This window comes from Ramlibacter sp. (assembly GCF_035627355.1).
GTDB lineage: Bacteria > Pseudomonadota > Gammaproteobacteria > Burkholderiales > Burkholderiaceae_C > Ramlibacter.
This window is the reverse complement of the sequence record NZ_DASPLW010000073.1, coordinates 25,171-50,367: the sequence shown is the minus strand read 5'-3', so window position 1 is coordinate 50,367 and position 25,197 is coordinate 25,171. Positions and strand designations below refer to the sequence as shown.

At 72.1% G+C, this 25,197-nt stretch carries 20 protein-coding genes; 13 read left to right on the top strand and 7 right to left on the bottom strand.

Annotated features, from left to right (window positions below; genetic code table 11):
• The 6 genes from VEC03_RS18040 to VEC03_RS18015 all read left to right on the top strand — a co-directional run.
• Window positions 1-1,019, top strand: a 1,019-nt coding sequence (locus tag VEC03_RS18040; protein ID WP_324918412.1) for an ABC transporter ATP-binding protein, incomplete at its 5' end; no start/stop codon positions are given.
• Window positions 1,019-1,771: an ABC transporter ATP-binding protein gene (locus tag VEC03_RS18035; protein WP_324918409.1), complete on the top strand. Its 753-nt coding sequence runs from the start codon at window positions 1,019-1,021 to the stop codon at window positions 1,769-1,771. The genes VEC03_RS18040 and VEC03_RS18035, both read left to right, overlap by 1 nt.
• A 16-nt stretch (window positions 1,772-1,787) precedes the next feature.
• Window positions 1,788-3,503: an acyl-CoA dehydrogenase family protein gene (locus tag VEC03_RS18030; protein ID WP_324918406.1), complete on the top strand. Its 1,716-nt coding sequence runs from the start codon at window positions 1,788-1,790 to the stop codon at window positions 3,501-3,503.
• 9 nt (window positions 3,504-3,512) lie between these two features.
• Complete coding sequence (locus tag VEC03_RS18025; protein WP_324918403.1) at window positions 3,513-3,998, top strand: MarR family winged helix-turn-helix transcriptional regulator; 486 nt, start codon at window positions 3,513-3,515, stop codon at window positions 3,996-3,998.
• A 72-nt stretch (window positions 3,999-4,070) separates the two neighbouring features.
• Complete coding sequence (locus tag VEC03_RS18020; protein WP_324918400.1) at window positions 4,071-4,439, top strand: hypothetical protein; 369 nt, start codon at window positions 4,071-4,073, stop codon at window positions 4,437-4,439.
• Window positions 4,440-4,560: 121 nt separating this feature from the next.
• On the top strand, window positions 4,561-5,151 hold the full coding sequence (locus tag VEC03_RS18015; protein ID WP_324918397.1) for a peroxidase-related enzyme: 591 nt from the start codon (window positions 4,561-4,563) through the stop codon (window positions 5,149-5,151).
• A 30-nt stretch (window positions 5,152-5,181) separates the two neighbouring features.
• On the opposite strand, the gene VEC03_RS18010 is transcribed toward VEC03_RS18015, so the two are convergent.
• Complete coding sequence (locus tag VEC03_RS18010; RefSeq protein ID WP_324918394.1) at window positions 5,182-6,063, bottom strand: N-formylglutamate amidohydrolase; 882 nt, start codon at window positions 6,061-6,063, stop codon at window positions 5,182-5,184.
• 29 nt (window positions 6,064-6,092) lie between these two features.
• Here VEC03_RS18010 and VEC03_RS18005 point away from each other — a divergent pair, with 29 nt between their 5' ends.
• Window positions 6,093-6,935 (top strand): alpha/beta hydrolase, encoded by an 843-nt coding sequence (locus tag VEC03_RS18005; protein ID WP_324918392.1) that lies wholly within the window; start codon window positions 6,093-6,095, stop codon window positions 6,933-6,935.
• 16 nt (window positions 6,936-6,951) lie between these two features.
• On the opposite strand, the gene VEC03_RS18000 is transcribed toward VEC03_RS18005, so the two are convergent.
• Window positions 6,952-9,612, bottom strand: a complete 2,661-nt coding sequence (locus tag VEC03_RS18000; RefSeq protein WP_324918389.1) for a bifunctional acetate--CoA ligase family protein/GNAT family N-acetyltransferase — start codon at window positions 9,610-9,612, stop codon at window positions 6,952-6,954.
• Between the two features lie 90 nt (window positions 9,613-9,702).
• On the opposite strand from VEC03_RS18000, the gene VEC03_RS17995 reads away from it, so the two are divergent.
• The 6 genes from VEC03_RS17995 (at window position 9,703) to VEC03_RS17970 (ending at window position 19,894) form a co-directional block, all read left to right on the top strand.
• Window positions 9,703-10,428 carry an ABC transporter ATP-binding protein gene (locus VEC03_RS17995; RefSeq protein ID WP_324918386.1) on the top strand — a complete coding sequence of 242 codons (726 nt, stop codon included), beginning with the start codon at window positions 9,703-9,705 and terminating at the stop codon, window positions 10,426-10,428.
• A gap of 4 nt (window positions 10,429-10,432) precedes the next feature.
• Window positions 10,433-12,799 (top strand): ABC transporter permease, encoded by a 2,367-nt coding sequence (locus VEC03_RS17990; RefSeq protein WP_324918383.1) that lies wholly within the window; start codon window positions 10,433-10,435, stop codon window positions 12,797-12,799.
• Between the two features lie 5 nt (window positions 12,800-12,804).
• Entirely contained in the window at window positions 12,805-13,998 is a 1,194-nt protein-coding gene (locus VEC03_RS17985) for an efflux RND transporter periplasmic adaptor subunit (RefSeq protein ID WP_324918381.1), read from the top strand.
• Window positions 13,995-15,413 carry an AAA family ATPase gene (locus VEC03_RS17980; protein ID WP_324918378.1) on the top strand — a complete coding sequence of 473 codons (1,419 nt, stop codon included), beginning with the start codon at window positions 13,995-13,997 and terminating at the stop codon, window positions 15,411-15,413. Before VEC03_RS17985 ends, VEC03_RS17980 begins: the two co-directional genes overlap by 4 nt.
• Before the next feature lie 129 nt (window positions 15,414-15,542).
• Complete coding sequence (locus VEC03_RS17975) at window positions 15,543-19,265, top strand: hydantoinase B/oxoprolinase family protein (RefSeq protein ID WP_324918376.1); 3,723 nt, start codon at window positions 15,543-15,545, stop codon at window positions 19,263-19,265.
• Between the two features lie 68 nt (window positions 19,266-19,333).
• On the top strand, window positions 19,334-19,894 hold the full coding sequence (locus VEC03_RS17970; RefSeq protein ID WP_324918374.1) for a DUF4019 domain-containing protein: 561 nt from the start codon (window positions 19,334-19,336) through the stop codon (window positions 19,892-19,894).
• Between the two features lie 19 nt (window positions 19,895-19,913).
• On the opposite strand, the gene VEC03_RS17965 is transcribed toward VEC03_RS17970, so the two are convergent.
• From VEC03_RS17965 to VEC03_RS17945, 5 genes are all read right to left on the bottom strand, one after another.
• Window positions 19,914-20,741: a hypothetical protein gene (locus tag VEC03_RS17965; protein WP_324918371.1), complete on the bottom strand. Its 828-nt coding sequence runs from the start codon at window positions 20,739-20,741 to the stop codon at window positions 19,914-19,916.
• A 106-nt stretch (window positions 20,742-20,847) separates the two neighbouring features.
• Window positions 20,848-21,561 carry a DUF4142 domain-containing protein gene (locus tag VEC03_RS17960; protein ID WP_324918368.1) on the bottom strand — a complete coding sequence of 238 codons (714 nt, stop codon included), beginning with the start codon at window positions 21,559-21,561 and terminating at the stop codon, window positions 20,848-20,850.
• Window positions 21,562-21,645: 84 nt separating this feature from the next.
• Complete coding sequence (locus VEC03_RS17955) at window positions 21,646-23,013, bottom strand: hypothetical protein (RefSeq protein ID WP_324918365.1); 1,368 nt, start codon at window positions 23,011-23,013, stop codon at window positions 21,646-21,648.
• A gap of 206 nt (window positions 23,014-23,219) precedes the next feature.
• On the bottom strand, window positions 23,220-24,089 hold the full coding sequence (locus VEC03_RS17950; RefSeq protein WP_324918362.1) for a ZIP family metal transporter: 870 nt from the start codon (window positions 24,087-24,089) through the stop codon (window positions 23,220-23,222).
• Between the two features lie 102 nt (window positions 24,090-24,191).
• Window positions 24,192-25,088, bottom strand: coding sequence for a dienelactone hydrolase family protein (locus tag VEC03_RS17945; RefSeq protein ID WP_324918360.1), 897 nt, complete (start codon window positions 25,086-25,088; stop codon window positions 24,192-24,194).
• Window positions 25,089-25,197 lie beyond the last annotated feature (109 nt).

Here is a 25,197-nt window from a genome sequence, read left to right as displayed (position 1 = left end):
GCGTGGGCCACGTCTGGGGCGCCTTCGTCGGCGCCGGCGTGGTCAAGCTCATCGAGGACCAGCTGCAGGTGCTGTTGCCCAAGCTGATCGGCACCAGCGGCAACTTCGAGATCATCGTCTTCGGCCTGGTGCTGGTGGCGGTGCTGAAGTACGCGCCCAACGGCCTGTGGACCTTCGTCACCGGCTGGCTGCCGCGGCGCGACCGCGTGCGCAACTGGGCCGACGCGCCCAGGCTGCCGGCGCGCGACAAGCCGGCGCGCGGCACGCCTCTGCTGGAAGTGGACGCGGTGCGCAAGGAGTTCGGCGGGCTGGTGGCGGTCAACGACGTGTCGTTCAACATGAACGCCGGCGACATCTACGGCCTGATCGGCCCCAACGGCGCGGGCAAGTCCACCACCTTCAACCTGATCACCGGCGTGCTGTCCACCACCGCCGGCCAAGTGCGCTACCGCGGCGAGGCGCTGACCGGCCTGCCCTCGCGCCAGATCGCCCGCCGCGGCATCTCGCGCACCTTCCAGCACGTGAAGATGATCCCCGACATGACCGTGCTGGAGAACGTCGCGCTGGGCGGCTACCTGCGCGGCAGTGCCGGCACCCTGCGCGCCATGCTGCGGCTGGACCGGGCCGAGGAGCGCCGCCTGTTCGCCGAGGCCGAGCGCCAGCTGGCGCGCATCGGCATGGCCGACCGCATGCACGAGCTGGCCGGCAACCTCGCGCTCGGCCCGCAGCGCCTGCTGGAGATCGCGCGTGCCCTGTGCAGCGACCCGGCCCTGCTGCTGCTGGACGAGCCGGCCGCCGGCCTGCGCCACAAGGAGAAGCAGGCGCTGGCCGACGTGCTGCGCCAGCTCAAGGGCGAAGGCATGAGCCTGCTGCTGGTGGAACACGACATGGACTTCGTCATGGGCCTGACCGACCGCATCGTGGTGATGGAGTTCGGCACCAAGCTGATGGAGGGCACGCCGGCCGAGGTGCAGGCCAGCCCCGCCGTCCGCGCGGCCTACCTCGGGACGGAACACTGATGAGCGACAAGCTGCTGCAAGTGGCCGGCCTGCACGCCGGCTATGGCCGGGCCGAGGTGCTGACCGGCCTCGATTTCGACCTGGCACCGGGCCAGGTGGTCACCGTGATCGGCCCCAACGGCGCCGGCAAGTCCACCACGCTGAACGCGATGATGGGGGTGCTGGCCTGCCGCGGCACCCTGCGCTTCGACGGCCAGGACATCGCCGACACGACCCTGGAAGAGCGCGTGATGCTGGGCCTGGCGCTGGTGCCGGAGAAGCGCGAGCTGTTCGGCACCATGGCGGTGGAGGACAACCTGGTGCTGGGCGGCTACCGCTCGATGAAGCTGCGGGTGCCCAACTGGAAGGGCGAGCTGGAACGTGTCTACGAGCTGTTCCCGCGCCTGAAGGAGCGCCGCACCCAGATGGCCGGCACGCTCTCGGGCGGCGAGCGCCAGATGCTGGCGGTCGGCCGCGCGCTGATGTCGCGCCCCAAGCTGCTGATGCTGGACGAACCCAGCCTGGGCCTGGCCCCGCTGATCGTCAAGGAGATCTTCCGCATCATCGAGCGGCTGCGCGACCAGGGCGTGTCCATCCTGCTGGTCGAGCAGAACGCGCGCGCCGCACTGGAGGTTGCCGACTATGGCTACGTGCTGGAAACCGGCGAGATCCGCCTGCACGGCGCCGCCCGCGAACTCGCCGGCGACCCGCGGGTGATCGAGACCTATCTGGGCGCGGGCCGCAACAACGCCGCCGCTGCAGCCGCGGGCTGAGCGCGCCGCTTTTCGCATGGATTACCGACCCGACGCCGGCGACGCCCGCTTCCTGCTCGAGCAGGTGCTGGACGCTCCCACCCGGCTGCGCGCGCTCGCGCCGTTCGCCGAGGTCGACGCCGACCTCATGGGCCAGGTGCTGGACGAGGCCGCGAAGTTCGTCGGCGCTGAAATCGCGCCGCTGAATGCGGTGGGCGATGCCATCGGCGCACACTTCGAAGCGGGCACGGTCACCATGCCGCCCGGTTTCGCCGACGCCTACAAGGCCTTCCGGGAGGCCGGCTGGCCGTCGCTGGCCTGCGCGCCGGAGGACGGCGGCCAGGGCCTGCCCTGGGTGCTGGAAGGCGTGCTGTACGAATGGCTCACCGGCGCCAACCACGGCTGGACCATGGCTCCCGGCCTGCTGCACGGCGCCTACGAGTGCCTCAAGCACCACGGCAGCGAGGCGCTGAAGGCGCGCTACCTGGGCCGCATCGCCAGCGGCGAGTGGCTGGCCACCATGTGCCTGACCGAGCCGCAGGCCGGCAGCGACCTCGGGCTGGTGCGCACCCAGGCCGTGCCGCAGGCCGACGGCAGCCATCGCCTGTCCGGCACCAAGATCTTCATCTCCGGCGGCGAGCACGACCTCACCGACAACATCGTGCACCTGGTGCTGGCGCGCGAACCGGGCGCGCCCCTGGGACCCAAGGGCCTGTCGCTGTTCATCACCTCCAAGTTCCTGGATGGCGGCGTGCGCAATGCCATCGTGTGCGAGCGCATCGAGGAGAAGATGGGCCTGCACGGCAGCCCCACCTGCGTGCTGCGCTTCGAGGACGCCACCGCCTGGCGCGTCGGCGAGCCGGGCCGCGGGCTGTCGGCCATGTTCGTGATGATGAACGCGGCCCGGCTGCACGTGGCGCTGCAGGGCGTGGGCCTGCTCGACGCGGCCTGGCAGAAGGCCCATGCGTACGCCCAGGAGCGGCTTCAGATGCGCGCGCCGGGCGCGGCCCGAAGCGCGGCCGAAGCCGATCCCATCATCCGGCACCCGGCCGTGCAGCGCATCCTGGACACGGAGCGCGGCTGGATCGACGGCCTGCGGGTGCTCGCCTACCACACGGGCCTGGAGCTCGACGCCGCCCGGCACCATGCGGACGCAGGCCGGCGGCAGTCGGCGCAGCGCTGGTGCAGCCTGGTCACGCCGGTGCTCAAGGCCCTGTGCACCGAGCAGGGCGCCGGCGGCGCCAGCCGGCTGCTGCAGGTGTTCGGCGGCCACGGCTACGTGCGCGAATGGGGCATCGAGCAGCACGTGCGCGATGCCCGCATCACCCTGATCTACGAAGGCACCAACGAGATCCAGGCGATCGACCTGCTGGTACGCAAGGTGCTGCCCGACGGCGGCGCCGGCATCCAGGCCCTGCTGCAGGAACTGGCGCAGGACGTGGACGCATTGGCCGACCATGGCGCCGACACGGCGGCGCGGCTGCAGGACGCGTGCCGCCTGACGCAGGAGCTGGTACGCGCCAGCAGAGCGCGCGCAGCCCTGCCCTTCGAGGCGGCCGACGACTACCTGCGCGCGATCGGGCTGGCCCTCATGGGCTGGGCCTGGCACCGCATCGCCCGCGCGCCCGGCGCCGCGCAGGGTCGCTGGACCGGCCCGCGGCACGCGCTGGACCTGCGCGTGCTGCCCGAGTACGCAATGCGGGCCGGAATCATCCGAACGCAATGCAGCGCCGCCGGCGCGCAGGCCGCCTGAGACACCGCCATGCCCCGCGCCGCTGCGTCCCGCACCCTTGCGCACGAGGAGCCGCCGGTGGTCGAGACGGTCGACACCAGCTTCCTGGAGAGCCTGCTCGGCTACAACGCGCGCCGCGCCGCGCTGACCGTGATCGAGGTCTTCCTGCAGCGGATGGCGCCCTACCGCCTGCGGCCGGTGGACTTCTCCGTGCTGTCGCTGATCGTGCACAACGCCGGCATCACCTCGCGCCAGCTGTGCACGGCGCTGGGCATCCAGCCGCCCAACCTGGTGCCGCTGGTCAGCTCGCTGGAGAAGCGCGGCCTGATCGAGCGCAAGCCGCACCCGCGGGACGGCCGTGCCACCGGCCTGCATCCGACTTCGGCCGGCTGCAAGCTGATGGGCGAGGCCGAGCAGGCAGCCGCGCGGCTCGAAGGCGAGATGGCCGCGCACCTCACGCCTGGCGAGCACCGCACGCTGCTGCGCCTGCTGCGCAAGGTCTACCAGCGCCCTTGAGGGCGCGTCCTACAGACGGTCCGCGGCTGTCGCGGTGAGATGGGTCCATCGCGACACGATGGACGCATCACCATGGCCCGATCGAACGACACGCCCAGCGGCACCCGCACCCGCTACCGCTTCTATGCCGCCGGCGACCGGCTCTACGCCCGCAATGTCGCCGGCAAGGTGGTGGACCTGGGACGGCTGACCCGCCACGCCGACGGCAGCTGGCACTACTTCCTGGACGGCAACCAGCTCGCGGGCGGCGGCACGCCCACGCCGGAAACGGCGATGGTCGAGGCCGCACGCCGCATGGGCTTCCTGTACCTCGACGGGCAGTTCACGGCGGTGGAGGATGCACGTACGTACCCCGACCTGGACCTGGACCGGGCGCCCGCGGTCGAGATCGACGTGGACGAACTGCAGCCCGGCGAGCGCATGGAGGACGCGCGGGTCTAGTGCACGTCGACCCTTTCGATAGCCGACACGCGCGGATCGCGGATGCCCGTGCTTGCGCGGGTTCAAGAAGGGGTCGAAGCGGATGCGCTACCCTCCCCTCCTGAGATTGACAGGAGAGTCCATGAGCCAGCCCCGCTATCCCGCACCCACCCTCGAGCAGGTGCCCGAGGACATCCGCGCCCGCATCCTGGAGGTGCAGGAAAAGTCCGGCTTCGTGCCCAACGTGTTCCTCGCGCTGGCGCGCCGGCCGGCCGAGTGGCGTGCCTTCTTCGCCTACCACGACGCTTTGATGATGCCGGAGAGCGTCGGCCGGCAGAGCGGCCTGAGCAAGGGCGACCGCGAGATGATCGTCACGGCCACCAGCGCCGCCAACGACTGCCTGTACTGCGTGGTGGCGCACGGCGCGATCCTGCGCATCTACGAGAAGAAGCCGCTGGTGGCCGACCAGGTGGCGGTGAACTACCGCAAGGCCGACATCACCCCGCGCCAGCGCGCCATGCTGGACTTCGCCATGAAGGTCTGCCTGCGCGCGCAGGAGATCGAGGACGCCGACTTCGAGGCCCTGCACGCCCACGGCTTCACCGACGAGGACGCCTGGGACATCGCCAGCATCACCGCCTTCTTCGGGCTGTCGAACCGGGTGGCGAACTTCTCCAGCATGATGCCCAACCCCGAGTTCTACCTGATGGGGCGGGTGCCGAAGCAGAAGTGACCGCGTTCGGCCGCCGACTCAGTCGGCGACCTACAACCCCCGCGGATCCACCCCCAGCAGCGCCTCGCACATGGCCCGCAGGTCCTTCCGCAGGATCTGCGCCGAGGGCAGCATCTCGAACGTGCCCTCGTCCATGTACAGCTTGCGGTTGACCTCCAGCTGCAGGCTGTGGCGCTGCCGCGCCGGCTCGCCGAAGCGGCGCACCAGCTCCACGCCCTTGTACGGGAAATTCACCTCCACGTCGTAGCCGCGCCCGCGCAGGAACTCCGCCAGCCAGGCGGTGAGCCGCGGATCCGCGGTGGTGCCTTCGCGGTCGCCGATCACGAAGTCGGCGTGCGCCAGCCCCGGGTAGTCGGTCGCGTGGCTGCCGGCGATGGCGGGCATGGAGTGGCAGTTGACGTGGATGCTGTAGCCGTGCCGCGCATGGGCCTGGTCGATCGCGCTCGCCACCGCCTCGTAGTACGGCCGCCAGCAGCGCTCGATGCGCGCCGCCACTTCATGCGGCTTCAGCTTGCGCCCGTACATGGGGACGCCATGGTCGGTGTTGCGCCAGATCAGGCCCTTGCCCAGGCGCACCTTGGACAGCGCCGTCGGGTCGGTGACCCGCTCGCCCGGCCACTCGCCGTCCAGCATGTCGATGTCGATCTCGCGCTCGCTGCGGTTCGCGTCCAGGTAGCTGCGCGGGAACAGCGCCTCGATCCACGCGATGCCCAGCTCGGGGGCGAAGTCGTACAGCTTCTCCACGTGGGTGTCCTCGGCCGTGCGCAGGGCCTGCAGCTCGCAGACGTAGTCGAAGTCCTCGGGGTAGCGGGTGCCGCTGTGCGGCGAGTCGAGCACCAGCGGCGTGCGGCCGGGTTCGGTGCGGATGCAGGGTTCGGCGGCGGCAGCGGTGCCTTGCGGATCGGAAGCCATGTCCGACTCTAACGCGCCACAATGGGCCGATGCACTCGGCCACGTTCGACCTCGGCGCGGTGCGGCTGGAGGCACTCACGGCCGGACCGTCCAGAGGCCGGCTGGTGATCCTGCTGCACGGCTTTCCCGAGTCCGGCGATGCGTGGCGCGTGCAGGCCGCCGCGCTGGCCGGTGCCGGCTGGCGGGTGCTGGCGCCGCACCAGCGCGGCTACGCCGGCTCATCGAAACCGGCCGGCCTGCTGCCCTATCGCCTCGACGTGTTGGCCGCCGATGTGCTCGCGCTGGCCGATGCGGCTGGGGCCGAGACATTCAGCCTGGTCGGCCACGACTGGGGCGCCGCCATCGCCTGGCACCTGGCCAGCACCTCACCCACGCGGCTGGACCGCATGGTCGTCATGAACGGGCCGCATGCCGGCACCGTGGGGTTGCACACGCTGCTCCACCCGACCCAGCTGCTGCGCAGCTGGTACATAGGCGCGTTCCAGGTGCCCTTTCTTCCGGAGGCCCTGCTGCGCGCCGACGATTTCGCCCTGCTGCGCCGCGCGATGCGCGACACCGCGCGGCCCGGTGCGCTGCCCGACGCCCTGCTGGACCGGTACGCCGCCCAATGGGCCCAGCCGGGCGCGCTCGGTGCCATGCTCGCCTGGTACCGCGCGATCGGCCTGCAGGTGCCGACGCCGGCCCGGACCATCGAGCTGCCGGTGACGGTGATCTGGGGCGAGCAGGACCCCATGCTGGACCGCGGGCTGGCCGACGCCGCGCTGCGGCTGTGCAGCAAGGGCAGGCTCGTGGCGCTGCCCGATGCGACCCACTGGCTGCACCACGAAGAGCCGCAGCGGGTGAACGACGTGCTGCTCGAGGCGCTGGCCTAGGCGCGCTGCCCGGACCTCACCCCAGCCGCAATCGCAGCGTGGTCTGGTCGTCCCCGGGCCGCACCTCGAAGCCGAGCCGCGCGGCCAGCGAGGCCATCACCGCGTTCTCCGGCAGGCAGGTGCCGACCACCTCCCGGGTGCCGCGCTCGCGCAGGTGGCGGATCAGCTTGTCCAGCAACAGCCGGCCCAGGCCCCGGCCCTGCCACTCGCGCGCGACCTGGATCGCGAACTCCGCCACCTCGTTGTCGGGGTCGCAGATCGCGCGCACCTCGCCCGCCATCTCGCCGCTGCCGTCCTCCGGCAGGGCCACGAAGGTCATCTCGCGGTCGTAGTCGATCTGGCTGAAGCGGGCCAGCTCCGAATGCGGCACCTCGCGCCGCATCATGAAGAAGCGCAGCCGCAGGTCGCCCGGCGTGGCCGCGTCGTAGAAGGCGTGCAGGCGCGCGCCGTCCTCGGGGCGGATCGGCCGCACGCGCAGTGGCCGGCCCGCGATCGCGACCGTTTCCTCCAGCTCCTGCGGATAGGGCCGGATCGCCAGCGGCACCGCCGCCGAGGCCGCGGGACGCAGCCGCACCCGCGCGTCCAGCGCGACGGCGCCCTGCGCGTCCACCAGCAGCGGATTGATGTCGAGCTCGGCGACGCCGTCCAGGTCGCAGGCCAGCTGCGACACCTTCACCAGCGCGTCGAGCAGGGCTGCCCTGTCGGCCGCCGGCCGGCTGCGCCAGGCCCGCAGCAGCGGTTCCAGGCCGCTGCGCCCGACCAGCTCCTGCGCCAGCGCCAGGTTCAGCGGCGGCAGCGCCAGGGCATGGCGCCGATGCAACTCGACCTCGGTGCCACCGACGCCGCACAGCAGCACCGGGCCGAACACCGGATCGGTGGACAGGCCGACGATCACCTCGCGCGCCCCGGGCCGGCGCACCATCTCCTGCACCGCGAAGCCCTTGATCACGGCGTCGGGCCGCGCGGCCCGGACCCGGTCCAGCATGCGGCGCGCCGTCTCGCGCACCTCGTCGGCGTCGCCCAGGTTCAAGGCCACGCCACCGATGTCGGACTTGTGCACCACCTGCGGCGAGACGATCTTCAGCGCCACCGGAAAGCCGATCGCCTGCGCCGCGGCCACCGCTTCGTCCACGCCGGCGGCCATCTCGGTGCGCACGATCGGAATGCCGTAGGCCGCCAGCAGGCGCTTGGCCGCCACTTCGTCCAGCCACTCCAGCCCTTCGGCCGCTGCGCCCTGCAGCAGCGCCTCGGCGCCGGCGCGGTCCGGGGTGAACTCCGCCACGGCCGCCGGCGCGATCTCCTGCAGCGCGCGCTGGTTGCGCGCATGGGTGACCATCTGCAGCCAGGCAGCGACGGCGCGCTCGGGCGTGGCGTACGACGGCAGCCCCGCCTGCGCCGTGGCCTCGCGGGCCGCGGCCACAGCCGGCCCGCCGAGCCAGCAGCTCAGCACCGGCTTGCGGCTGTTCTGCATCACCGGTGCGCAGGCCTGCGCGATGGCCAGCGCCGGCACCAGCGCCGTGGGGGCATGCACGAACAGCACCGCATCGACTTCCGGCGCCTGCAGCAGCACGCGCATCGCGTCCACGTAGCGCGCCACCGGCGCGTCGCCGATGATGTCCACCGGGTTGCCGCGCGACCACGTGCCGGGCAGCACCGCATCGAGCGCGGCCAGGGTGTCGGACGCCAGTTCGCCCAGGGTACCGCCCTGCAGCGAGAGCGCATCCGCCGCCAGCACGCCGGCACCGCCGCCGTTGGTGAGGATCACGATCCGCTCGCCACCCACCGGCCGCGCCCGGGCCAGCGTCTCGGCGGCATCGAACAGGTCCTCCAGCGTGTCCACGCGCAGCATGCCGGCGCGGCGCACGGCGGCATCGAACACGCCGTCCGAGCCGGCCAGCGCGCCGGTGTGCGAGGCCGCCGCCTTCGCGCCTTCCGGCGCCCGGCCGGCCTTGACCACGATCACCGGCTTGTTGCGGGCCGCCGCGCGGGCGGCCGACATGAACTTGCGCGCCGCCTTGACCGACTCGGCGTACATCAGGATGGCGCGGGTGCCGCTCTCGCTGCCGAGGTAATCCAGCACGTCGCCGAAATCGACGTCGGCGCTGTCGCCCATGGAGATGAAGTGCGAGAAGCCGATGCCGCGCCCGCGTGCCCAGTCCAGCATGGCGGTGGCCAGCGCGCCCGACTGGGTGACGAAGGCCAGCGGGCCGGTCAGCGCCTGCGCCGGCGCGAAGCTGGCGTTGAGCCCCAGCCCGGGCAGCAGCAGCCCGATGCAGTTGGGCCCCAGGATGCGCATCAGCCAGGGCCGCGCCGCCTGCAGCATCTGCTGCTCGGAGCTGGGCGCGCCGGGCTCGGGCCGGTTCTTCAACCCGGCGCTCAGCACGACCGCTGCGCGGGTGCCCCGGCGCCCCAGTTCCTCGATGAGCTGCGGCACGGTGGCGGGGGGCGTGGCGATGATGGCGAGGTCGGGCGCCGACGGCAGGCTGGCGACATCGCGCCAGGCCCGCTCGCCGCCCACGACATCGCGCCTGGCGTTGACCGGCCAGACCGGCCCGCGAAAACCGCCTTCCTTCAGGTTGCGAAACACGACGGCACCCACGCTGCCCTCGCGATCGGAAGCGCCGATCAGCGCGACGGAGGCCGGGCGGAACAGGAACTCGAGGTTGCGCACGCTCATGGCGTGCATCATCGTGCGGAACCGGCCGGCTGGGGCTTGAGAACTCTCAACGAGGCGTGCGACGCCCCGGGCTAGAGTGGCCGGGACGCCATGAATCAGCCCTTGCCAGCGGACCTGCCCGTCCTGCGCGCCGAATCGCTCAGCCGCACCTACGGCAGCGGCGACACGGCCGTACACGCGTTGCGCGAGGTGGACCTGGAGATCCGCAGCGGCGAGTTCATCGTGCTGCTGGGCGCGTCGGGCTCCGGCAAGTCCACCCTGCTCAACATCCTGGGCGGGCTGGACCGCCCCACCGGCGGCGAACTCTGGTTCCGCGACCAACGGCTGACCGCCGCCAGCGACGACGAGCTGACCACCTACCGCCGCGAGCACGTGGGCTTCGTGTTCCAGTTCTACAACCTGATCCCCAGCCTGACCGTGCGCGAGAACGTGGGGCTGGTGACCGACATCGCCAGCGACCCGATGCCGGTGGACGAGGCGGTGGACCGGGTCGGCCTCTCGCCGCGGCGCGACCACTTCCCCTCGCAGCTGTCCGGCGGCGAGCAGCAGCGGGTGGCCATCGCCCGCGCCATCGTCAAGCGCCCGCAGCTGCTGCTGTGCGACGAGCCGACCGGCGCGCTCGACTACGTGACCGGCAAGCTGGTGCTGGAGACCATCGCCCACATCAACAGCGAGCTGGGCACCACCGCGATCGTGATCACGCACAACGCCGCCATCGCCGGCATGGCCGACCGCGTGGTGCGGCTGGCCGACGGCCGGGTCGCCAGCGTGGAGGTGCCCGAGCGCCGGCTGACCCCGGCCGAGCTGTCCTGGTGAAGTCATGAAGGCGCTGGATCGCAAGGTGCTGCGCGACCTGCGCCTGCTGTGGAGCCAGGCGCTCACCATCGCGCTGGTGGTGGCCAGTGGCCTCTCCGCCTTCGTCGCCACCCTGTCGGCGGTGGACTCGCTGGCGGCGGCGCGCGAGAGCTTCTATGCCGCCGCCCGCTTCGCCGACGTGTTCGCCAGCGCGCGCCGCGCGCCCGATGGGCTGGCCGACCGGCTGCGCGGCATCGAGGGCGTGGTGGACGTGCAGGCCACGGTGGAGTCGCAGGCCCGCGTCACCGTGCCGGGCAGCAGCGACCCGGTGATCGGCCAGCTGATCGGCCTGCCGGCCCGCTCGGCCCAGCGCCTGAACCTCGTCAGCCTGCGCAGCGGCCGCTTCCCGCAGGCCGGCTCGCGTGCGTCCGGCGAACTGGAGGCGGCGGTGTCGGAAGGCTTCGCACTGGCGCACCGGCTGAGGCCGGGCGACCACGTGCAGGCGCTGGTCAACGGCAAGCTGCGCCGGCTGCGCATCACCGGCCTGGCGCTGTCGCCCGAGTACGTGTTCGCCGGCCTGTGGGGCATGCCCGACCTGCGCGCCTTCGGCGTGTTCTGGGTCGACGAGGACGAGCTGGCGGCGGCGCTGGACATGCGCGGCGCCTTCAACCGCGTCGCGCTCAAGCTGCAACCGCAGGCCTCGCAGCCGGCAGTGGTCGACGCTGCGACCCGGCTGCTGGCCCCTTTTGGCGGGCAGCTGGCGCGTGGCCGCTCCGAGCAGGTGTCGGACGCGATGCTCAACGACGAGATCCGCAGCCAGCAGGTGATCGGCACGCTGCTGCCGACCATCTTCCTCGGAGTCGCCGCCTTCCTGCTGCACGTGGTCGCGGCCCGGCTGGTGTCCACGCAGCGCGAGCAGGTCGCGGCGCTCAAGGCATTGGGCTACCGCAACCGCTCGATCGCCCTGCACTACCTGAAGCTGGTCGCGCCCATGGTGATCGCCGGCTTCCTGCTGGGCCTGGCGGTCGGCAAGTGGATGGGCGTGCAGCTGATGGGCCTTTACGCCGAGGTGTTCCGCTTCCCGGCGCTGGTGCACGCCCTGCCGACGGGCCTGGTGGCGGCCAGCCTGGGCATCGTCGCGCTCACTGCCGTGGCCGGCACGCTCACGGCCATCGCGGGCACGGTGCGGCTGCAGCCGGCCGAGGCCATGCGGCCGCCGGCACCGGGTCGCTACCGACGCTCGCTGCTGGAGCGCCTGCCGCGCCTGCGCACCGGGCCGGCGCTGCGCATGATCCTGCGCAACGTCGAGCGCCGCCCGCTGCGCGCGGCGGTGACGGTGGGCGGCATCGCCTTCGCCGTGGCCATCGTGGTGCTGGGCAACTTCTTCCGCGACGCGATGGCCGTGATCATCGATGCCAACTTCACCCTGGGCATGCGCGGCGACGTCGCCGTCTGGACGGTGGAGCCGGTGCCGGCCGGCGAGGGTCGCGCATTCGCCCGCATCCCCGGCGTGCAGCAGGTGGAGCTGGGCCGCCGGGTCGAGGTCCGCTTCGTCAAGGGCCATCGCAGCGAGACCGGGCAGATCCAGGGGCGCCCGGTCGACGGGCTGCTGCAGCGGGTGATCGACGTCGATCGCCGCGCCGTGCCCATCCCCCGTGACGGCCTGCTGATGGGCGAGCGGCTGGCCACCAAGCTCGGCGTCCAGCCGGGCGACACGGTGACGGTGGAGTTCCGCGAAGGCCGACGGCACGTGCGCGAGGTCCTGGTCGAGCGCACCGTGCGCGACATGATGGGCCTGAACGCCTGGCTGGAGCGGCGCGCGCTGAATCGCCTGCTCGGCGAGAGCGACCTGGCGTCCGAGTTCACGCTCGGCATCGAGCCCGGCCGCGTGCCCGCCGTGCTGCAGGCGACGCAGGCGATCCGCGGCGTCGCCGGCGCCTTCAGCAAGGCCAGCATGCTGCGCAACATGCAGGAAGTGACGGCACGCAACATCCTGATCATGAGCACCATCCTGACCGTGTTCGCGGCGGTGATCGCCATCGGCGTGGTCTACAACAACGCCCGCATCGCGCTGGCCGAGCGCAGCTGGGAGCTGGCCAGCCTGCGGGTGCTGGGCTTCACGCGGGCCGAGGTCTCGCTGCTGCTGCTGGGCGAGCTGGCGCTGGGCATCGCCATCGCGCTGCCGCTTGGCATGCTGGTCGGCTGGGCACTGGTGCACCTGCTGGTGGGGCTGATGCAGACCGACCAGTTCCTGTTCCCGGTCGCGATCAGCCCGCGCACCTATGCATGGGCGGCGATCTGCGTGCTGGCCGCCGGGGTGGGCAGCGCGCTGGTGGTGCGCCGGCAGGTCGATCGGCTGGACATGGTGGCCGCACTCAAGACGAGGGAGTGAGCACGATGAAATGGAATCGCACGACGCTGTACGCCGGGCTGAGCGCGGCGCTCGCCATCGGCGCGCTGGCCTGGGCCTTCGCGCCGCGGCCGGCGCCGGTGGAGGTCGCGACGGCGCGGCAAGCGCCCTTCGAGCAGTGGATCGAGGAGGACGGCCAGACCCGGCTGCGCGAGCGCTACACGATCTCGGCGCCGGTCGCGGCGCGGGTGGCGCGCAGCACGCTGCGCGAGGGCGACGCGGTCGCGGCCGGCGACGTGGTGGCGGTGCTCACGCCGGTGATGTCATCCATGGTGGACGAGCGCAGCGCGCGCGAGGCGGCGGCCCGGCTGCGCGCCGCCTCGGCCGGGGTCGAGCGCGCGGCGGCGCGGGTCGAGCGCGGGCGCATCGCGCTGGAGGAAGCGCGCCTGAACCTGCAGCGCGACGAGCGCCTGGCCGCCGACGGCTACGTCTCCGTGTCGCGGCTGGACAGCTCGCGGCTGGCGGTCGGCGCGGCCCAGCGTGAGCTGGACGCGGCGCGTGCCGAACACGAGCTCGCCACCCACGAACGGGCGCAGGCGGCCGCGGTCTTGCAGCCGGCGCGGCCCGGCACCGCCACCGGCGAGCCGCTCGCGGTGCGATCACCGGTGGCCGGCGTGGTGCTGCGCCTGCCGCTGCAGAGCGAGGCCACGGTGACGCCCGGCACCGCCCTGCTGGACGTGGGCGACCCGAAGCAGATGGAAGTGGTGGCCGAGCTGCTGACCACCGATGCGGTGCAGGCCAGGCCCGGCACCCGGGTGGCGATCGAGCGCTGGGGCGGCCCGCCGCTGGAAGGCCGGGTGCGGCGCGTCGAGCCGGCCGCCTTCACCAAGGTCTCGGCGCTCGGGATCGAGGAGCAGCGCGTGAAGGTGCTGATCGACCCGGTCGATCCGCCGCCCGAGTGGCAGCGGCTGGGCGACGGCTTCCGGGTCACGGTGCGCGTGATCACCACCTCCGCCGCCGATGCGCTGCAGGTCCCGGTCGGCGCCCTGTTCCCCACCGGCGAGGGCTTCGCGGTGTTCCGGCTCGACGAGGGCCGCGCGAAGCTGCAGCCGGTGGACGTGGGCGGGCGCAACGGCAGCATGGCCTGGGTCGAGGCCGGTCTGGTAGCGCAGCAGCAGGTGATCCTGTACCCGCCGGCGACGGTGCGCGAAGGCAGCCGCGTGGCGGTGCGCAAGCCGTGAGCGCCGAGTTGGTGCAGGCGCTGGCGGCGCGTCTCGGCGCCCGCCTGATCGAGACCCACATCTCCTGGGTGCTGCTGGCCGGCGACACGGCGCTGAAGATCAAGAAGCCGGTCACCCTCCCCTTCCTCGACTACGGCAGCCTGGCCGCGCGGCAGCGCTGCTGCGAGGAGGAACTGCGGCTGAACCGGCGGCTGGCCCCCGGCATCTACCGTGACGTGGTGGCCATCACCGGTTCCGCGGCACAGCCGAGCCTTGGCGGAGATGGCCCGGTGCTGGAGTACGCGCTGCGCATGCGGCGCTTCGCGGACGGGATGCTGTTCTCCGAGCTGCTGCCGGCCGGTGCCCTGCAGGCGCGCGACGTGGACGATCTGGCCGCGCTGCTGGCGGACTTCCATGCGCAGGCGCCGATCGCGACGCCGCAGGATGGCTACGGCACGCCGGCGCGTCGCCGCGATCTCGCGCTGGCGGCCTGCGCCGGCGCTGCGGCTGCGCTGCGGGCGGACCTGTCGGACCTGCACGGCTGGCTGCAGGCGCAGGCCGACGCCCAGCAGCCGCTGTGGGCCGCGCGGCTCGCCGCCGGGCGGGTGCGCGAGGGCCATGGCGACCTGCACCTGGCCAACCTGGTGCGGCTGGACGAGGGCGTGGCGGCCTTCGACGGCATCGAGTTCGACCCGGCCCTGCGCTGGATCGACGTGCTGGACGACATCGCCTTCGCGGTCATGGACTTCGCCGCCGTCGGCAGCCGGGCCTTCGCCTTTCGCCTGCTCAATGGCTGGCTGGATACGACCGGCGACCACGAAGGCCTGCCCGCCCTGCCCTTCGCCTGCGCCTACCGGGCGCTGGTGCGGGCGCAGGCCCATGCCCTGCGGAGCGACGCGCCGCAGGCGCGTGCCTACGTGGACGCCGCGCGGTCCTGGACGGCGCTGCCCGCCCCGAGGCTCGCCATCACCCACGGCCTGCCCGGCTCCGGCAAGACCTGGCGCTCGCAGCAGTGGCTGCAACGGCACGGCGCCATCCGCCTGCGCTCGGACGTGGAGCGCAAGCGGCTGGCCAGGCTGGCCATGCTGGCCGACTCGCGCGCCGCGGGCGTCGACCTGTACACCGGGGACTGGGGCGCCCGCACCTACGAGCGCTTGTTGACGCTGGCGCGCACGGTGCTGGCCGCGGGGCTGCCGGTGGTGCTGGACGCCGCCTTCCTGCGCCGCCCCGAGCGCGACCGGGCCCGCGCGTTGGCCACCGAACTCGGTGTGCGCTTCGGCATCCTGGCCTGCGAGGCGCCGGCCGAGGTGCTGCGACAGCGCCTGCGCGATCGCCGCGGCGATGCGTCGGAAGCGGACGAGGCCGTGCTGGTCCGGCTGCAGGCGGACGCCGAGCGGCTGGGCGCCGACGAGCTCGCCTGGATCGAGGCAGGCTGACGCCACCACGCCTGGTCATTCCCGCGGAGGCGGGAATCCAGACCTCGGCCCTACTTGGGGGCAGAGGGGCGCGCGGGGGGGACGACCCGACAAGGGGCGATACAGTCGCAACAACACCCCCAGGCTCCCATGAATTCGAACCCTTCCCCCCGCCCCGCCCGCTGGCAGTTCTGGATCGACCGCGGCGGCACCTTCACCGACATCGTGGCGCGCCGCCCCGACGGCTCGCTGCTCACCCACAAGCTGCTGTCGGACAACCCCGAGCAGTACCGTGACGCGGCGGTGGCCGGCATCCGGCACCTGCTGGGCCTGGAACACGGCGAAGCGATCGGCCCCGAGCTGGTCGAGAGCGTGAAGATGGGCACCACCGTGGCCACCAACGCACTGCTGGAACGCAAGGGCGAGCCGACGCTGCTGGTCACCACGCGGGGCTTCCGCGACGCCCTGCGCATCGCCTACCAGAACCGCCCCCGCCTGTTCGACCGCCACATCGTGCTGCCCGAGCTGCTGTACAGCCGGGTGATCGAGGCGCACGAGCGGGTCGGCGCCCAGGGCGAGCTGCTGGAGGCGCTGGACGAGGCGCACCTGCGCGAGCAGCTGGCGGCCGCCCACGCCGCCGGCCTGCGCAGCGCCGCCATCGTGTTCCTGCACGGCTGGCGCTTCACGGCGCACGAGGCCGCCGCCGCGCGGCTGGCGCGCGAGGCCGGCTTCACCCAGGTGAGCACCTCGCACGAGACCAGCCCGATGATGAAGTTCGTCAGCCGCGGCGACACCACCGTGGTCGATGCCTACCTCTCGCCCATCCTGCGCCGCTACGTCGAGCACGTCGCCGCCGAGATGCCCGGCGTCAAGCTGTTCTTCATGCAGTCCTCCGGCGGCCTGACCGACGCCCACGCCTTCCAGGGCAAGGACGCCATCCTGTCCGGGCCGGCCGGCGGCATCGTCGGCATGGCGCGGACGGCCCAGCTCGCCGGCCAGCCCAAGGTGATCGGCTTCGACATGGGCGGCACCTCCACCGACGTGTCGCACTTCGCCGGCGAGTTCGAGCGCGAGTTCGAGACCCAGGTCGCCGGCGTGCGCATGCGCGCGCCCATGATGAGCATCCACACGGTGGCGGCCGGCGGCGGCTCCATCCTGGAGTTCGATGGCGCCCGCTTCCGCGTCGGCCCGCAGAGCGCCGGCGCCAACCCGGGGCCGGCCTGCTACCGCCGCGGCGGCCCGCTGGCCGTGACCGACGCCAACGTGATGGTCGGCAAGATCCAGCCGCGCTACTTCCCGCGGGTGTTCGGCCCGGGCGCCGACGAGCCGCTCAGCCACGAAGCCGCGGCGGCGCAGTTCGCGCGCATCGCCGCCGACACCGGCCGCAGCGCCGAGGACGTGGCCGAGGGCTTCATCGCCATCGCCGTGCAGCAGATGGCCAACGCGATCAAGAAGATCTCGGTGGCACGGGGCTACGACGTGACGCGCTACACCCTGCAGTGCTTCGGCGGCGCCGGCGGTCAGCATGCCTGCCTGGTGGCCGATGCGCTGGGCATGTCGCGCGTGCTGGTGCACCCATTGGCCGGCGTGCTGTCGGCCTACGGCATGGGGCTGGCGGACCAGAACGCGATCCGCGAGCAGGCGGTGGAACTGCCGCTGGACGCGCCCTCGCTGCCCGAGGTCGACGCGACGCTGGACGCGCTGGCCGAGGCGGCCCGCAGCGAGCTGGAGAAGCAGGGCGTGGGCGCCGGTGCCGTGCGCATCGCCCGCCGGGTGCACGTGCGCTACCAGGGCACCGATTCGGCCCTGGTGGTGCCGCACGGGGACCTGCCGGCCATCGTCGCCGCGTTCGAGGCCGCCTACCGGCAGCGCTTCTCCTTCCTGATGCAGGGCAAGGCGCTGGTGGTCGAGGCGGTGTCGGTGGAGGCCGTGGTGGCCGGCGACGCGCCGGCCGAACGGCGCCACGAACTGCAGCCCCGGCGCGAGGTGCCGCGGCGCGAGACGGTGCGCATGTACTCCGGCGCGCAGTGGCTGGACGCCGCCCTGGTGGTGCGCGAGGACCTGCGCGCGGGCGACGCCATCCCCGGCCCGGCCATCATCGCCGAGAAGAACGCCACCACCGTGGTGGAACCCGACTGGGAGGCGCGCATCACCGAGCTGGACCACATCCTGCTGGAGCGCATCGTGCCGCGCGAGAGCCGCTTCGCCGCCGGCACCCACGTGGACCCGGTGCTGCTGGAGGTGTTCAACAACCTGTTCATGAACATCGCCGAGCAGATGGGCCTGCAGCTGCAGAACACCGCCTACTCGGTGAACATCAAGGAGCGGCTGGACTTCTCCTGCGCGCTGTTCGATGCCGAGGGCAACCTGATCGCCAACGCCCCGCACATGCCGGTGCACCTGGGCAGCATGGGCGAGAGCATCAAGACCGTGATCCGCAAGAACCGCGGCACCATGGCGCCCGGCGACGTGTACGTGCTGAACGACCCCTACCACGGTGGCACGCATTTGCCGGACGTGACGGTGATCACGCCGGTGTATCTGGAGGCGGAGGAGCGCCCCCACCCCAACCCTCCCCCAGAGGGGGAGGTAGCAAGACCGGGTTCACCCGGCACGCCCCGGAAATTGGAATCTGACCCCGGTTTCCGTCCCCTCTTCTACGTCGGCTCGCGCGGCCACCACGCCGACATCGGCGGCACCACGCCGGGTTCCATGCCGCCCTTCTCGACCCGCATCGAGGAGGAAGGCGTGCAGATCGACAACGTCAAGCTGGTCGACCGCGGCGTGCTGCGCGAGCGCGAGATCCTGGAGCTGCTGCGCAGCGGCGAATACCCGAGCCGCAACCCCGAGCAGAACCTGGCCGACCTGAAGGCGCAGATCGCCGCCAACGAGAAGGGCGTGCAGGAACTGCGCCGCATGGTCGGGCAGTTCGGCCTGGACGTGGTGCAGGCCTACATGCGCCACGTGCAGGACAACGCCGAGGAGTCGGTGCGGCGGGTGATCACGCGGCTGAAGGACGGGCAGTTCACGCTTCCGCTGGACAACGGCGCCGAGATCCGGGTCGCGATCCGCGTGAACGCGGCCGAGCGCAGCGCCGAGATCGACTTCACCGGCACCTCGCCCCAGCAGGTCAACAACTTCAACGCGCCCACGGCGGTGTGCATGGCGGCGGTGCTGTACGTGTTCCGCACGCTGGTGGACGACGACATCCCGCTGAACGCCGGCTGCCTCAAGCCGCTGAAGGTGATCATCCCGGCCGGCTCCATGCTCAACCCGGACCCGCCGGCCTCGGTGGTGGCCGGCAACGTCGAGACCTCGACCTGCATCACCAATGCACTGTTCGGCGCGCTGGGGCTGATGGCGTCGGGCCCCTGCACGATGAGCAACTTCACTTTCGGCAACGCCCGCCACCAGTACTACGAGACGATCTCCGGCGGCTCGGGCGCGGGCGGCGTGTACGACGCCGAGGGCCGGCTCGTCGGCGGCTTCGACGGCACCAGCGTCGTGCAGACGCACATGACCAACTCGCGCATGACCGACCCCGAGGTGCTGGAATTCCGCTTCCCGGTGCGGCTGGAGAGCTACGCCATCCGCCACGGCTCCGGCGGCGCGGGCCGCTGGCGCGGCGGCGACGGCGGCATCCGGCGCGTGCGCTTCCTCGAGCCCATGACCGCCAGCATCCTGTCCAACGGGCGCAAGGTGCCGGCCTTCGGCATGGCCGGCGGCGAGCCCGGGCAGGTGGGCATCAACCGGGTCGTGCGGCAGGACGGCCGGGTGGAGGACCTGGGGCACATCGGCTCGGCCGCCATGGAACCGGGCGACGTGTTCGAGATCCACACGCCCGGCGGCGGCGGGTTCGGGAAGGCCAGCTGACGGCGGCCAGCCGAGCCGGGCGCTGCGGATAGACTGGCCGGATCGAAGCCATTCCGACCCGTCCACGCATGACCTGCATTCCCACTGCGCTGGCCACCGCCCTGCTGGGCCTGGCCCTGGCCGCACCGGCCGCCGCGCAACTCAAGGCACCCGGCTCATCCCAAGGCCTGGGCGTCTCGCCCGGACGCGCACCCGCGCCCGCCGCGCCTGCGCAGCCGGCACCGCAGGCCGCCGAGTCTGCGCCAAAAGCCGCCGAGCCTGCCTCCAAGTCCTCGGCCATCGAGGAGAAGGAGAACGCCGGCCGCGTCGCCGCCGCCGGTTGGCTCACCCTGCTGGACCGTCGCGACTGGGGCACGGCCTGGGAGACCTCCGCCACCGCCTTCCGCAAGTCGGTGCCGCTGGCCCGGTGGATGGACGGCATCCCCAAGGTGCGGGCCGACCTGGGCGCACTGCAGGAGCGCGCGCCGGCCACGGTGGCCTACAAGGAGCGCATCGAAGGGCTCCCGCCGGGCGAGTACGTGAGCGTGATCTTCCTGAGCAGGTTCGAGCAGCGCGAGATCCAGGAAGTCGTGACCACGGTGCTCGACCGCGATGGGCGCTGGCGCGTGACGGGCTACTCCACGCGCTGAGCCCGCGCGCTTCACGGCTTCAATCGACGATCCGGTCCCAGTCCAGCGACAGGCTGCGGTCGGCCTGCCCGTCACCGTTCTCGTCCACCGCGGAGACCAGCCCCGCGGCATCGGTGCTGATCGTCGCGTGCACCGGCGCGGTGGTGGTCAACGTGCGACGCGTGCTGTCGCCGGAGAGGCTGAATTCCTGGGCCGACAGCGACGCCAGAGTCCCGGTGGGGCGGAACTCCACGCCATCGATGAAGGTCGAGGCGCCCGAGGCCTGCGCCTGCACCTGCAGCACGCCCGCCGTGCTCGTCTCCTGCCGCCAGTTGCTGCCGGTGGCACGCATGGCCGCCCTGCCGTAGCCGAAGCGAGCCGACGCGCTGTCCAGCGTGGCGGTGAGCACGCAGCTCGTCGCCGCCGGACAGCTCCCGTCGGCCGCATGACCGACGTTCGACTGCACCACGAAGAGCCAGCTGCCGTCGTACAGCAGCGGATCGCCGGCCACCAGCTGGCACTGGCGGGCTTCCAGCACGAAGGTGGTGGCGGCCGTCTTGCGCGTCACGATGCTGCCGCTGGCGCACGCGCGCTCGGCGCTGGTGCCGGCCGCGCCGGCCAGTTGCGCGTGGGCGCCTGCCGCAGCCATCAGCCGCTCGATGCCCGCCAGGCTGTCGAACAACGCCAGTGCCACCACGCTGGCGCGCAGCTCGCTGTCACCGTGCGGCAGGTGCAGGCCGTCGCCGCGAAAGTCATCGCGGAAGAAGCCGTCGTCGTCGAAGAAGGCGATGCTGATGCCGCCGCCGCAGCCGGCCAGCATCGTGGCCAACAGGCACGACAGCACCGAGGTACGGGCGGGGATCCGCATGCGGCCATTGTTGGGCCGGGCGGCTCACCGGCGTGTCGGCGCAGTCGCACCGGCACGTAGGACGCCGGGGACAGGGCCTTTCCCGACCCCCGGCATCAGTGGCGGGCTACTTGGACGGGCTGCCGTAGCTCGAGCCCGACGACTTGCTGCCGCTGCCTGCACCCATCTTCGTGGTGTCGCTGCCCGCGCCCTTGCCCATCATCTCGCCGCCGGACTGCGGCAACTGCTTGGCCTGCGCCAGGTGCTCCTGCAGCACCGGCAGCGTCTTGGTTGCCCAGGCCTTCAGTTCGGGATCCTTCACGTCCTTGCTGGCTTCCTGGAACTTCTTGATGTCCTTCTCGTGCGCCTGGATGCCGACTTCCTTCATGAATTCCTTGTCGAATTCGGCGCCCTGCTTCTTGCCCAGGTCTTCCACGTCCTTGCGCTTGGACCGCGGCGCCGTGGCCGGCAATTCCACGCCCTTGGCCTGGGCGAGCTGGGCCAGCTCCTCGCTCGACTTGGTGTGCTGCTCCACCAGCATCTCGGCGTACTTCTTGACTTCGGGATCGCTCGCCTTGGTGCTGGCCAGCTTGGCGGCCTGCAGTTCGTACATGCCGCTCTCGGCGGCTTCCTGCATGAACTTGCGGTCGCCGCGCGCGAGCTTGTCGTCCTTCTTGCTCTCGGCATTGCGGGTGCCGGCGCCGGGCTGCGCGGCCGGGGCCGTACGCGCCGAGGATCCGCTGCCGGACGAGGTGGCGGGGGCCGTCGATTGCGCAAGCGCACCGCCCATGGCGAATGCCGCGGCGGCCGCGATGGTGGACAGTTTCAGAAAAGAGGTCATTGCCGTACTCCTGGTGGCCTTGGGAAGAAAGAGAGGAAAGCATCGGCGCCGCGCCGGGCGCCGTATCGAAGCAAAGCGCGTCGTCTACTTCTTGACGGACGACGAGCCCGAACCGGTGGACGAGCTGCCGCCGCCCGGCTTGGCTTCGCCGCCGCTGGAGGCCTGCGTCCCGGACGAGCCGCTCATGCTGCTGCCGGCGGACCCCATGCCGCTGGAGCCGCGCAGGTCGGACATGGCACCGCCGCCCGAGGAACCCGCGCCGCTGGCGCCGCTGCCCTGGTGCGAGCCGGTGGCACCGCCCGTGGGTCCGAAGTTGCCGCCGGTGCTGCCACCGCGCTCCATCGTGTTCTGGCCCTGGCCGCCGCTGCGGCTGGCGCGCCAGCTGTTGAACTCGTCGGAGAAGCGGCGATAGCGGTCCTGCCGCCACGTCTGGTAGTCGTTGTCCAGGTTGCGGATCTGCTCTTCGCGCCACTGGTGGTAGTCGGGATCGTGGTGCTGCTGGCTGCTGCCCTGGCCGTAGCCATAGCCTTGCTGCTGGCCGTAGCCTTGCTGGCCGTAGCCCTGCTGGCCGTACCCCTGTTGCCCGTACCCCTGCTGCCCGTAGCCTTGCTGGCCATAGGACGGCTGCCCGTAGCCTTGCTGGTACTGGCCCGCATGCGGCTGCCCGTAGCCAGGCTCCTGCTGGCCATAGCCCTGCCGGGACGATCCGTAGCCCTGGCCGTAGCTCCCCTGGCCCTGCCCTTGGCCGCCGTAGCCGCCCTGCGCCTGGCCGTACAGGCCCTGCTGGCCGTAGCCCTGCTCCTGCGGGTAGTGGCTGCCCTGGCCCTGCATGCCGCCACCCCAGTGGCCCTGTTGGCCCCCCCAACTGCCGCCCTGGCTGCCATAGCCGCCCTGGCCGTAGCTGCTGGCGCCGCCACCCTGGCCATACGAGGTGCCCATGCCGCCATACGCCTGGCCCTGCGAGGGCCCGCCCTGGTACTGCGCATGCCCGTAGTGGCCCTGCTCGCTCCAGCGCTCGCTGCGTTCCGGCTGGCCGAACTGGCTGCCCTGGTGTCCGCTCCACTGCGACTCCTGGCCGCGCTGGCCCTGCCAGCCGCCTTGCTGCGCCTGGCCCCAGTTGCCGCCATAGCTGCCCTGCTGCGGCGACGAGCCCTGCTCCCAGCGGCCCTGGCTGCCGAACTCGCCGCCGCCCGAGCCGAATTCACTGCGGCGGCTCCAGTCCTGCTGTTGCTGGGAACTGCCACGGCCTTCGGCGTGGTGCTCGCCGCCATAGCCGCCGTAGCCGCCCGACTGCCGCGAGCCCGGATCGCCGTAGCCGCGCTGGGATTCCCAGCCGCCCTGCTGTTGCGACTGCGATGCGCCCTGGGAGCCCTGTGCGCCGCGCCCCTGGTCCTGCGACCAGCGGCCCTGCTGCTCCCGCTGCCGATCGCGGTCGTCGTCACGTGATGCCATGGATGGTTCTCCTTTGCGTCCTGCGGATGTGGCGCATTGCCGCGCCGCTCAGGGCACCTTATGACGCAGCCGGAGAGGGACCTGTCGGACAAGCGCGGGGCATCTGTAGGACTGCCCGGCCGTTGGCAATCCGCGCCCGGAGTACAGGCGGAGGTGGGAACCACCCGTCATCTCCCCGCGATGGCGGGGAACGGAAATGACAAGCTTCAGTGCGCGTGCGCCGCGATGCTCACCAGCGTGACCAGGCCGATGCCCAGCCCCAGCCACAGCACCTGGGCGATGGTCTCGCGCGCGCCCAGGCGCTTCTGCAGCTGGGGGATCAGGTCGGCCAGTGCGACATAGACGAAGCTGCTGCTGGCCACCACCAGCAGGTAGGGCAGCAGGTGGTCCAGCCTTCCGACCACCCACCAACCGACGAGGCCGCCCAGCGGCGTGACGGCGCCGGCCAGCGACACCTTCACGAGCGCCGCACGGCGGCTGCCGCTGGTGGCGCGCAGCACGGCCAGGTCGCCGATGTGGTGCGGCACCTCGTGCGCCAGCACCGCCAGCGCTGCGACCAGGCCCAGCCGCAGGTCGGCGACGAAGGCCGAGGCGACCAGCACGCCGTCGCCGAAGCAATGCACGCTGTCGCCCGTGAGCACGGCCCAGCCCCCCGAGCGGGGCCGGTCGTGCGCGTGGTCGTGGCCATGCGAGTGATCGTGGCCGTGCGCGTGCGAATGGGCGTGATCGTGGACGTGCCCGGGCGCAGCGGCCGCCTCGACGCCCGGCTCGCCATGCTCGTGCCCGTGGTGCCACAGCTCGGCCTTGTCCAGCAGGAAGAAGAACACCACGCTCACCAGCAGCGTCCCGAACAGCGCCTGGGCTTCGGCCCCGCTCTCGAAGGCCTCGGGCAGCAGATGCATGAAGGCCGTGGCGAGCAGTGCCCCGGCGGCCAGGCTGAGCAGGTGCTGCGCGCCGGCGCCGGGCCCCTCGCGCGCCACGCGGGGCAGCAGCCCCAGGCCCATCAGGGCCGCGGCCAGCCACACGCTGCCGATGCCGGCCGCCAGCGTGGCCGCAAGAATCGCGAAAAGGGTCATCTGCCGAGCGCCGGAGAGCAGGCTTGCACTCCGGCGAATTCCTCCATCCCACACACACGAAAGCCGCCCGCAGGCGGCTTTCTCCTGCCGTCGTGGCCGCTGTCAGGCCACGCCGTGCGCCTTGAACCAGTCCAGCGCCCGCTTCCAGCCGTCCTGCGCCGGTTGCGCGCGGTAGCTGGCCCGATAGTCCGCATGGAAGGCATGCGGCGCGTCGGGATACACCACGAACTGCGAGGCCTTCGCCGCGGGCGAGCCGTTCGCGAGGGCGGCTTTCATCTTATCAACCGTGTCAAGCGGAATGCCCGTGTCGGCAGCCCCGTAAAGGCCCAGCACCGGTGCCTTCAGGCCGGCGGCGAGGTCCACCGGGTGCCGCGGCGTAGCTTCGCTGGCATGGCCCACCAGCCGCCCGTACCAGGCCACGCCGGCCTTGATCGGCGCGTGCGCCGCATACAGCCAGGTGATGCGCCCGCCCCAGCAGAAGCCCGTGATGCCCGCCTTGCCCGCATCGCCGCCATGGGCCGCCGCCCACTTCAGCGCGCCGTCCAGGTCGGCCATCACCTGGGCATCGGGCACCTTGGAGACCACTTCCGACATCAGCTTGGCGATCTCGCCGTAGCTGCCCGGGTCGCCCTGGCGTGCGTAGAGCTCGGGCGCGATCGCCAGGTAGCCGGCCCGGGCGAAGCGCCGCGCCGTGTCGGCGATGTACTCGTGCACGCCGAAGATCTCGTGGATCACCAGCACCACCGGCAGGCCGGTCTTGCCTGCCGGCGCGGCGCGGTAGGCCGGGACCTTGAAGCCATCGACCTCGTAGCTGATCTCGCCCACGGTCAGGCCGTCGGAGGGCGTCCGGATCGCCGTCTGCGCCATGGCTGCGCCGGCCGCCGCGGCATAGCCGGCGCCCAGCACCTTGAGCGCCGTCCGCCGGCTGGGGCCCGCCTCGCCGGCGAGGGCGGGCGGCAGCAGGGCATCGAAGTCGCTCTTCAGGTCGTCTCGCAGCATGGGTCGGTCTCCTTGTCGTTTGCGGTGGATGCGCAGGCGACTATAGGAGGGATGGCACAGCCGTGCCTTGCCCGAGCGTGGTGCAAGGAAATGGCGCGCGCGGCGCCGA

Excerpts from the sequence above, each read along its gene's own strand:
- VEC03_RS18035 (WP_324918409.1), top strand. The coding sequence starts at position 1,019 with ATGAGCGACAAGCTGCTGCAAGTGGCCGGCCTGCACGCCGGCTATGGC.
- VEC03_RS18030 (WP_324918406.1), top strand. The coding sequence starts at position 1,788 with ATGGATTACCGACCCGACGCCGGCGACGCCCGCTTCCTGCTCGAGCAG.
- VEC03_RS18025 (WP_324918403.1), top strand. The coding sequence starts at position 3,513 with ATGCCCCGCGCCGCTGCGTCCCGCACCCTTGCGCACGAGGAGCCGCCG.
- VEC03_RS18020 (WP_324918400.1), top strand. The coding sequence starts at position 4,071 with ATGGCCCGATCGAACGACACGCCCAGCGGCACCCGCACCCGCTACCGC.
- VEC03_RS18015 (WP_324918397.1), top strand. The coding sequence starts at position 4,561 with ATGAGCCAGCCCCGCTATCCCGCACCCACCCTCGAGCAGGTGCCCGAG.
- VEC03_RS18010 (WP_324918394.1), bottom strand. The coding sequence starts at position 6,063 with ATGGCTTCCGATCCGCAAGGCACCGCTGCCGCCGCCGAACCCTGCATC.
- VEC03_RS18005 (WP_324918392.1), top strand. The coding sequence starts at position 6,093 with ATGCACTCGGCCACGTTCGACCTCGGCGCGGTGCGGCTGGAGGCACTC.
- VEC03_RS18000 (WP_324918389.1), bottom strand. The coding sequence starts at position 9,612 with ATGAGCGTGCGCAACCTCGAGTTCCTGTTCCGCCCGGCCTCCGTCGCG.
- VEC03_RS17995 (WP_324918386.1), top strand. The coding sequence starts at position 9,703 with ATGAATCAGCCCTTGCCAGCGGACCTGCCCGTCCTGCGCGCCGAATCG.
- VEC03_RS17990 (WP_324918383.1), top strand. The coding sequence starts at position 10,433 with ATGAAGGCGCTGGATCGCAAGGTGCTGCGCGACCTGCGCCTGCTGTGG.
- VEC03_RS17985 (WP_324918381.1), top strand. The coding sequence starts at position 12,805 with ATGAAATGGAATCGCACGACGCTGTACGCCGGGCTGAGCGCGGCGCTC.
- VEC03_RS17975 (WP_324918376.1), top strand. The coding sequence starts at position 15,543 with ATGAATTCGAACCCTTCCCCCCGCCCCGCCCGCTGGCAGTTCTGGATC.
- VEC03_RS17970 (WP_324918374.1), top strand. The coding sequence starts at position 19,334 with ATGACCTGCATTCCCACTGCGCTGGCCACCGCCCTGCTGGGCCTGGCC.
- VEC03_RS17965 (WP_324918371.1), bottom strand. The coding sequence starts at position 20,741 with ATGCGGATCCCCGCCCGTACCTCGGTGCTGTCGTGCCTGTTGGCCACG.
- VEC03_RS17960 (WP_324918368.1), bottom strand. The coding sequence starts at position 21,561 with ATGACCTCTTTTCTGAAACTGTCCACCATCGCGGCCGCCGCGGCATTC.
- VEC03_RS17955 (WP_324918365.1), bottom strand. The coding sequence starts at position 23,013 with ATGGCATCACGTGACGACGACCGCGATCGGCAGCGGGAGCAGCAGGGC.
- VEC03_RS17950 (WP_324918362.1), bottom strand. The coding sequence starts at position 24,089 with ATGACCCTTTTCGCGATTCTTGCGGCCACGCTGGCGGCCGGCATCGGC.
- VEC03_RS17945 (WP_324918360.1), bottom strand. The coding sequence starts at position 25,088 with ATGCTGCGAGACGACCTGAAGAGCGACTTCGATGCCCTGCTGCCGCCC.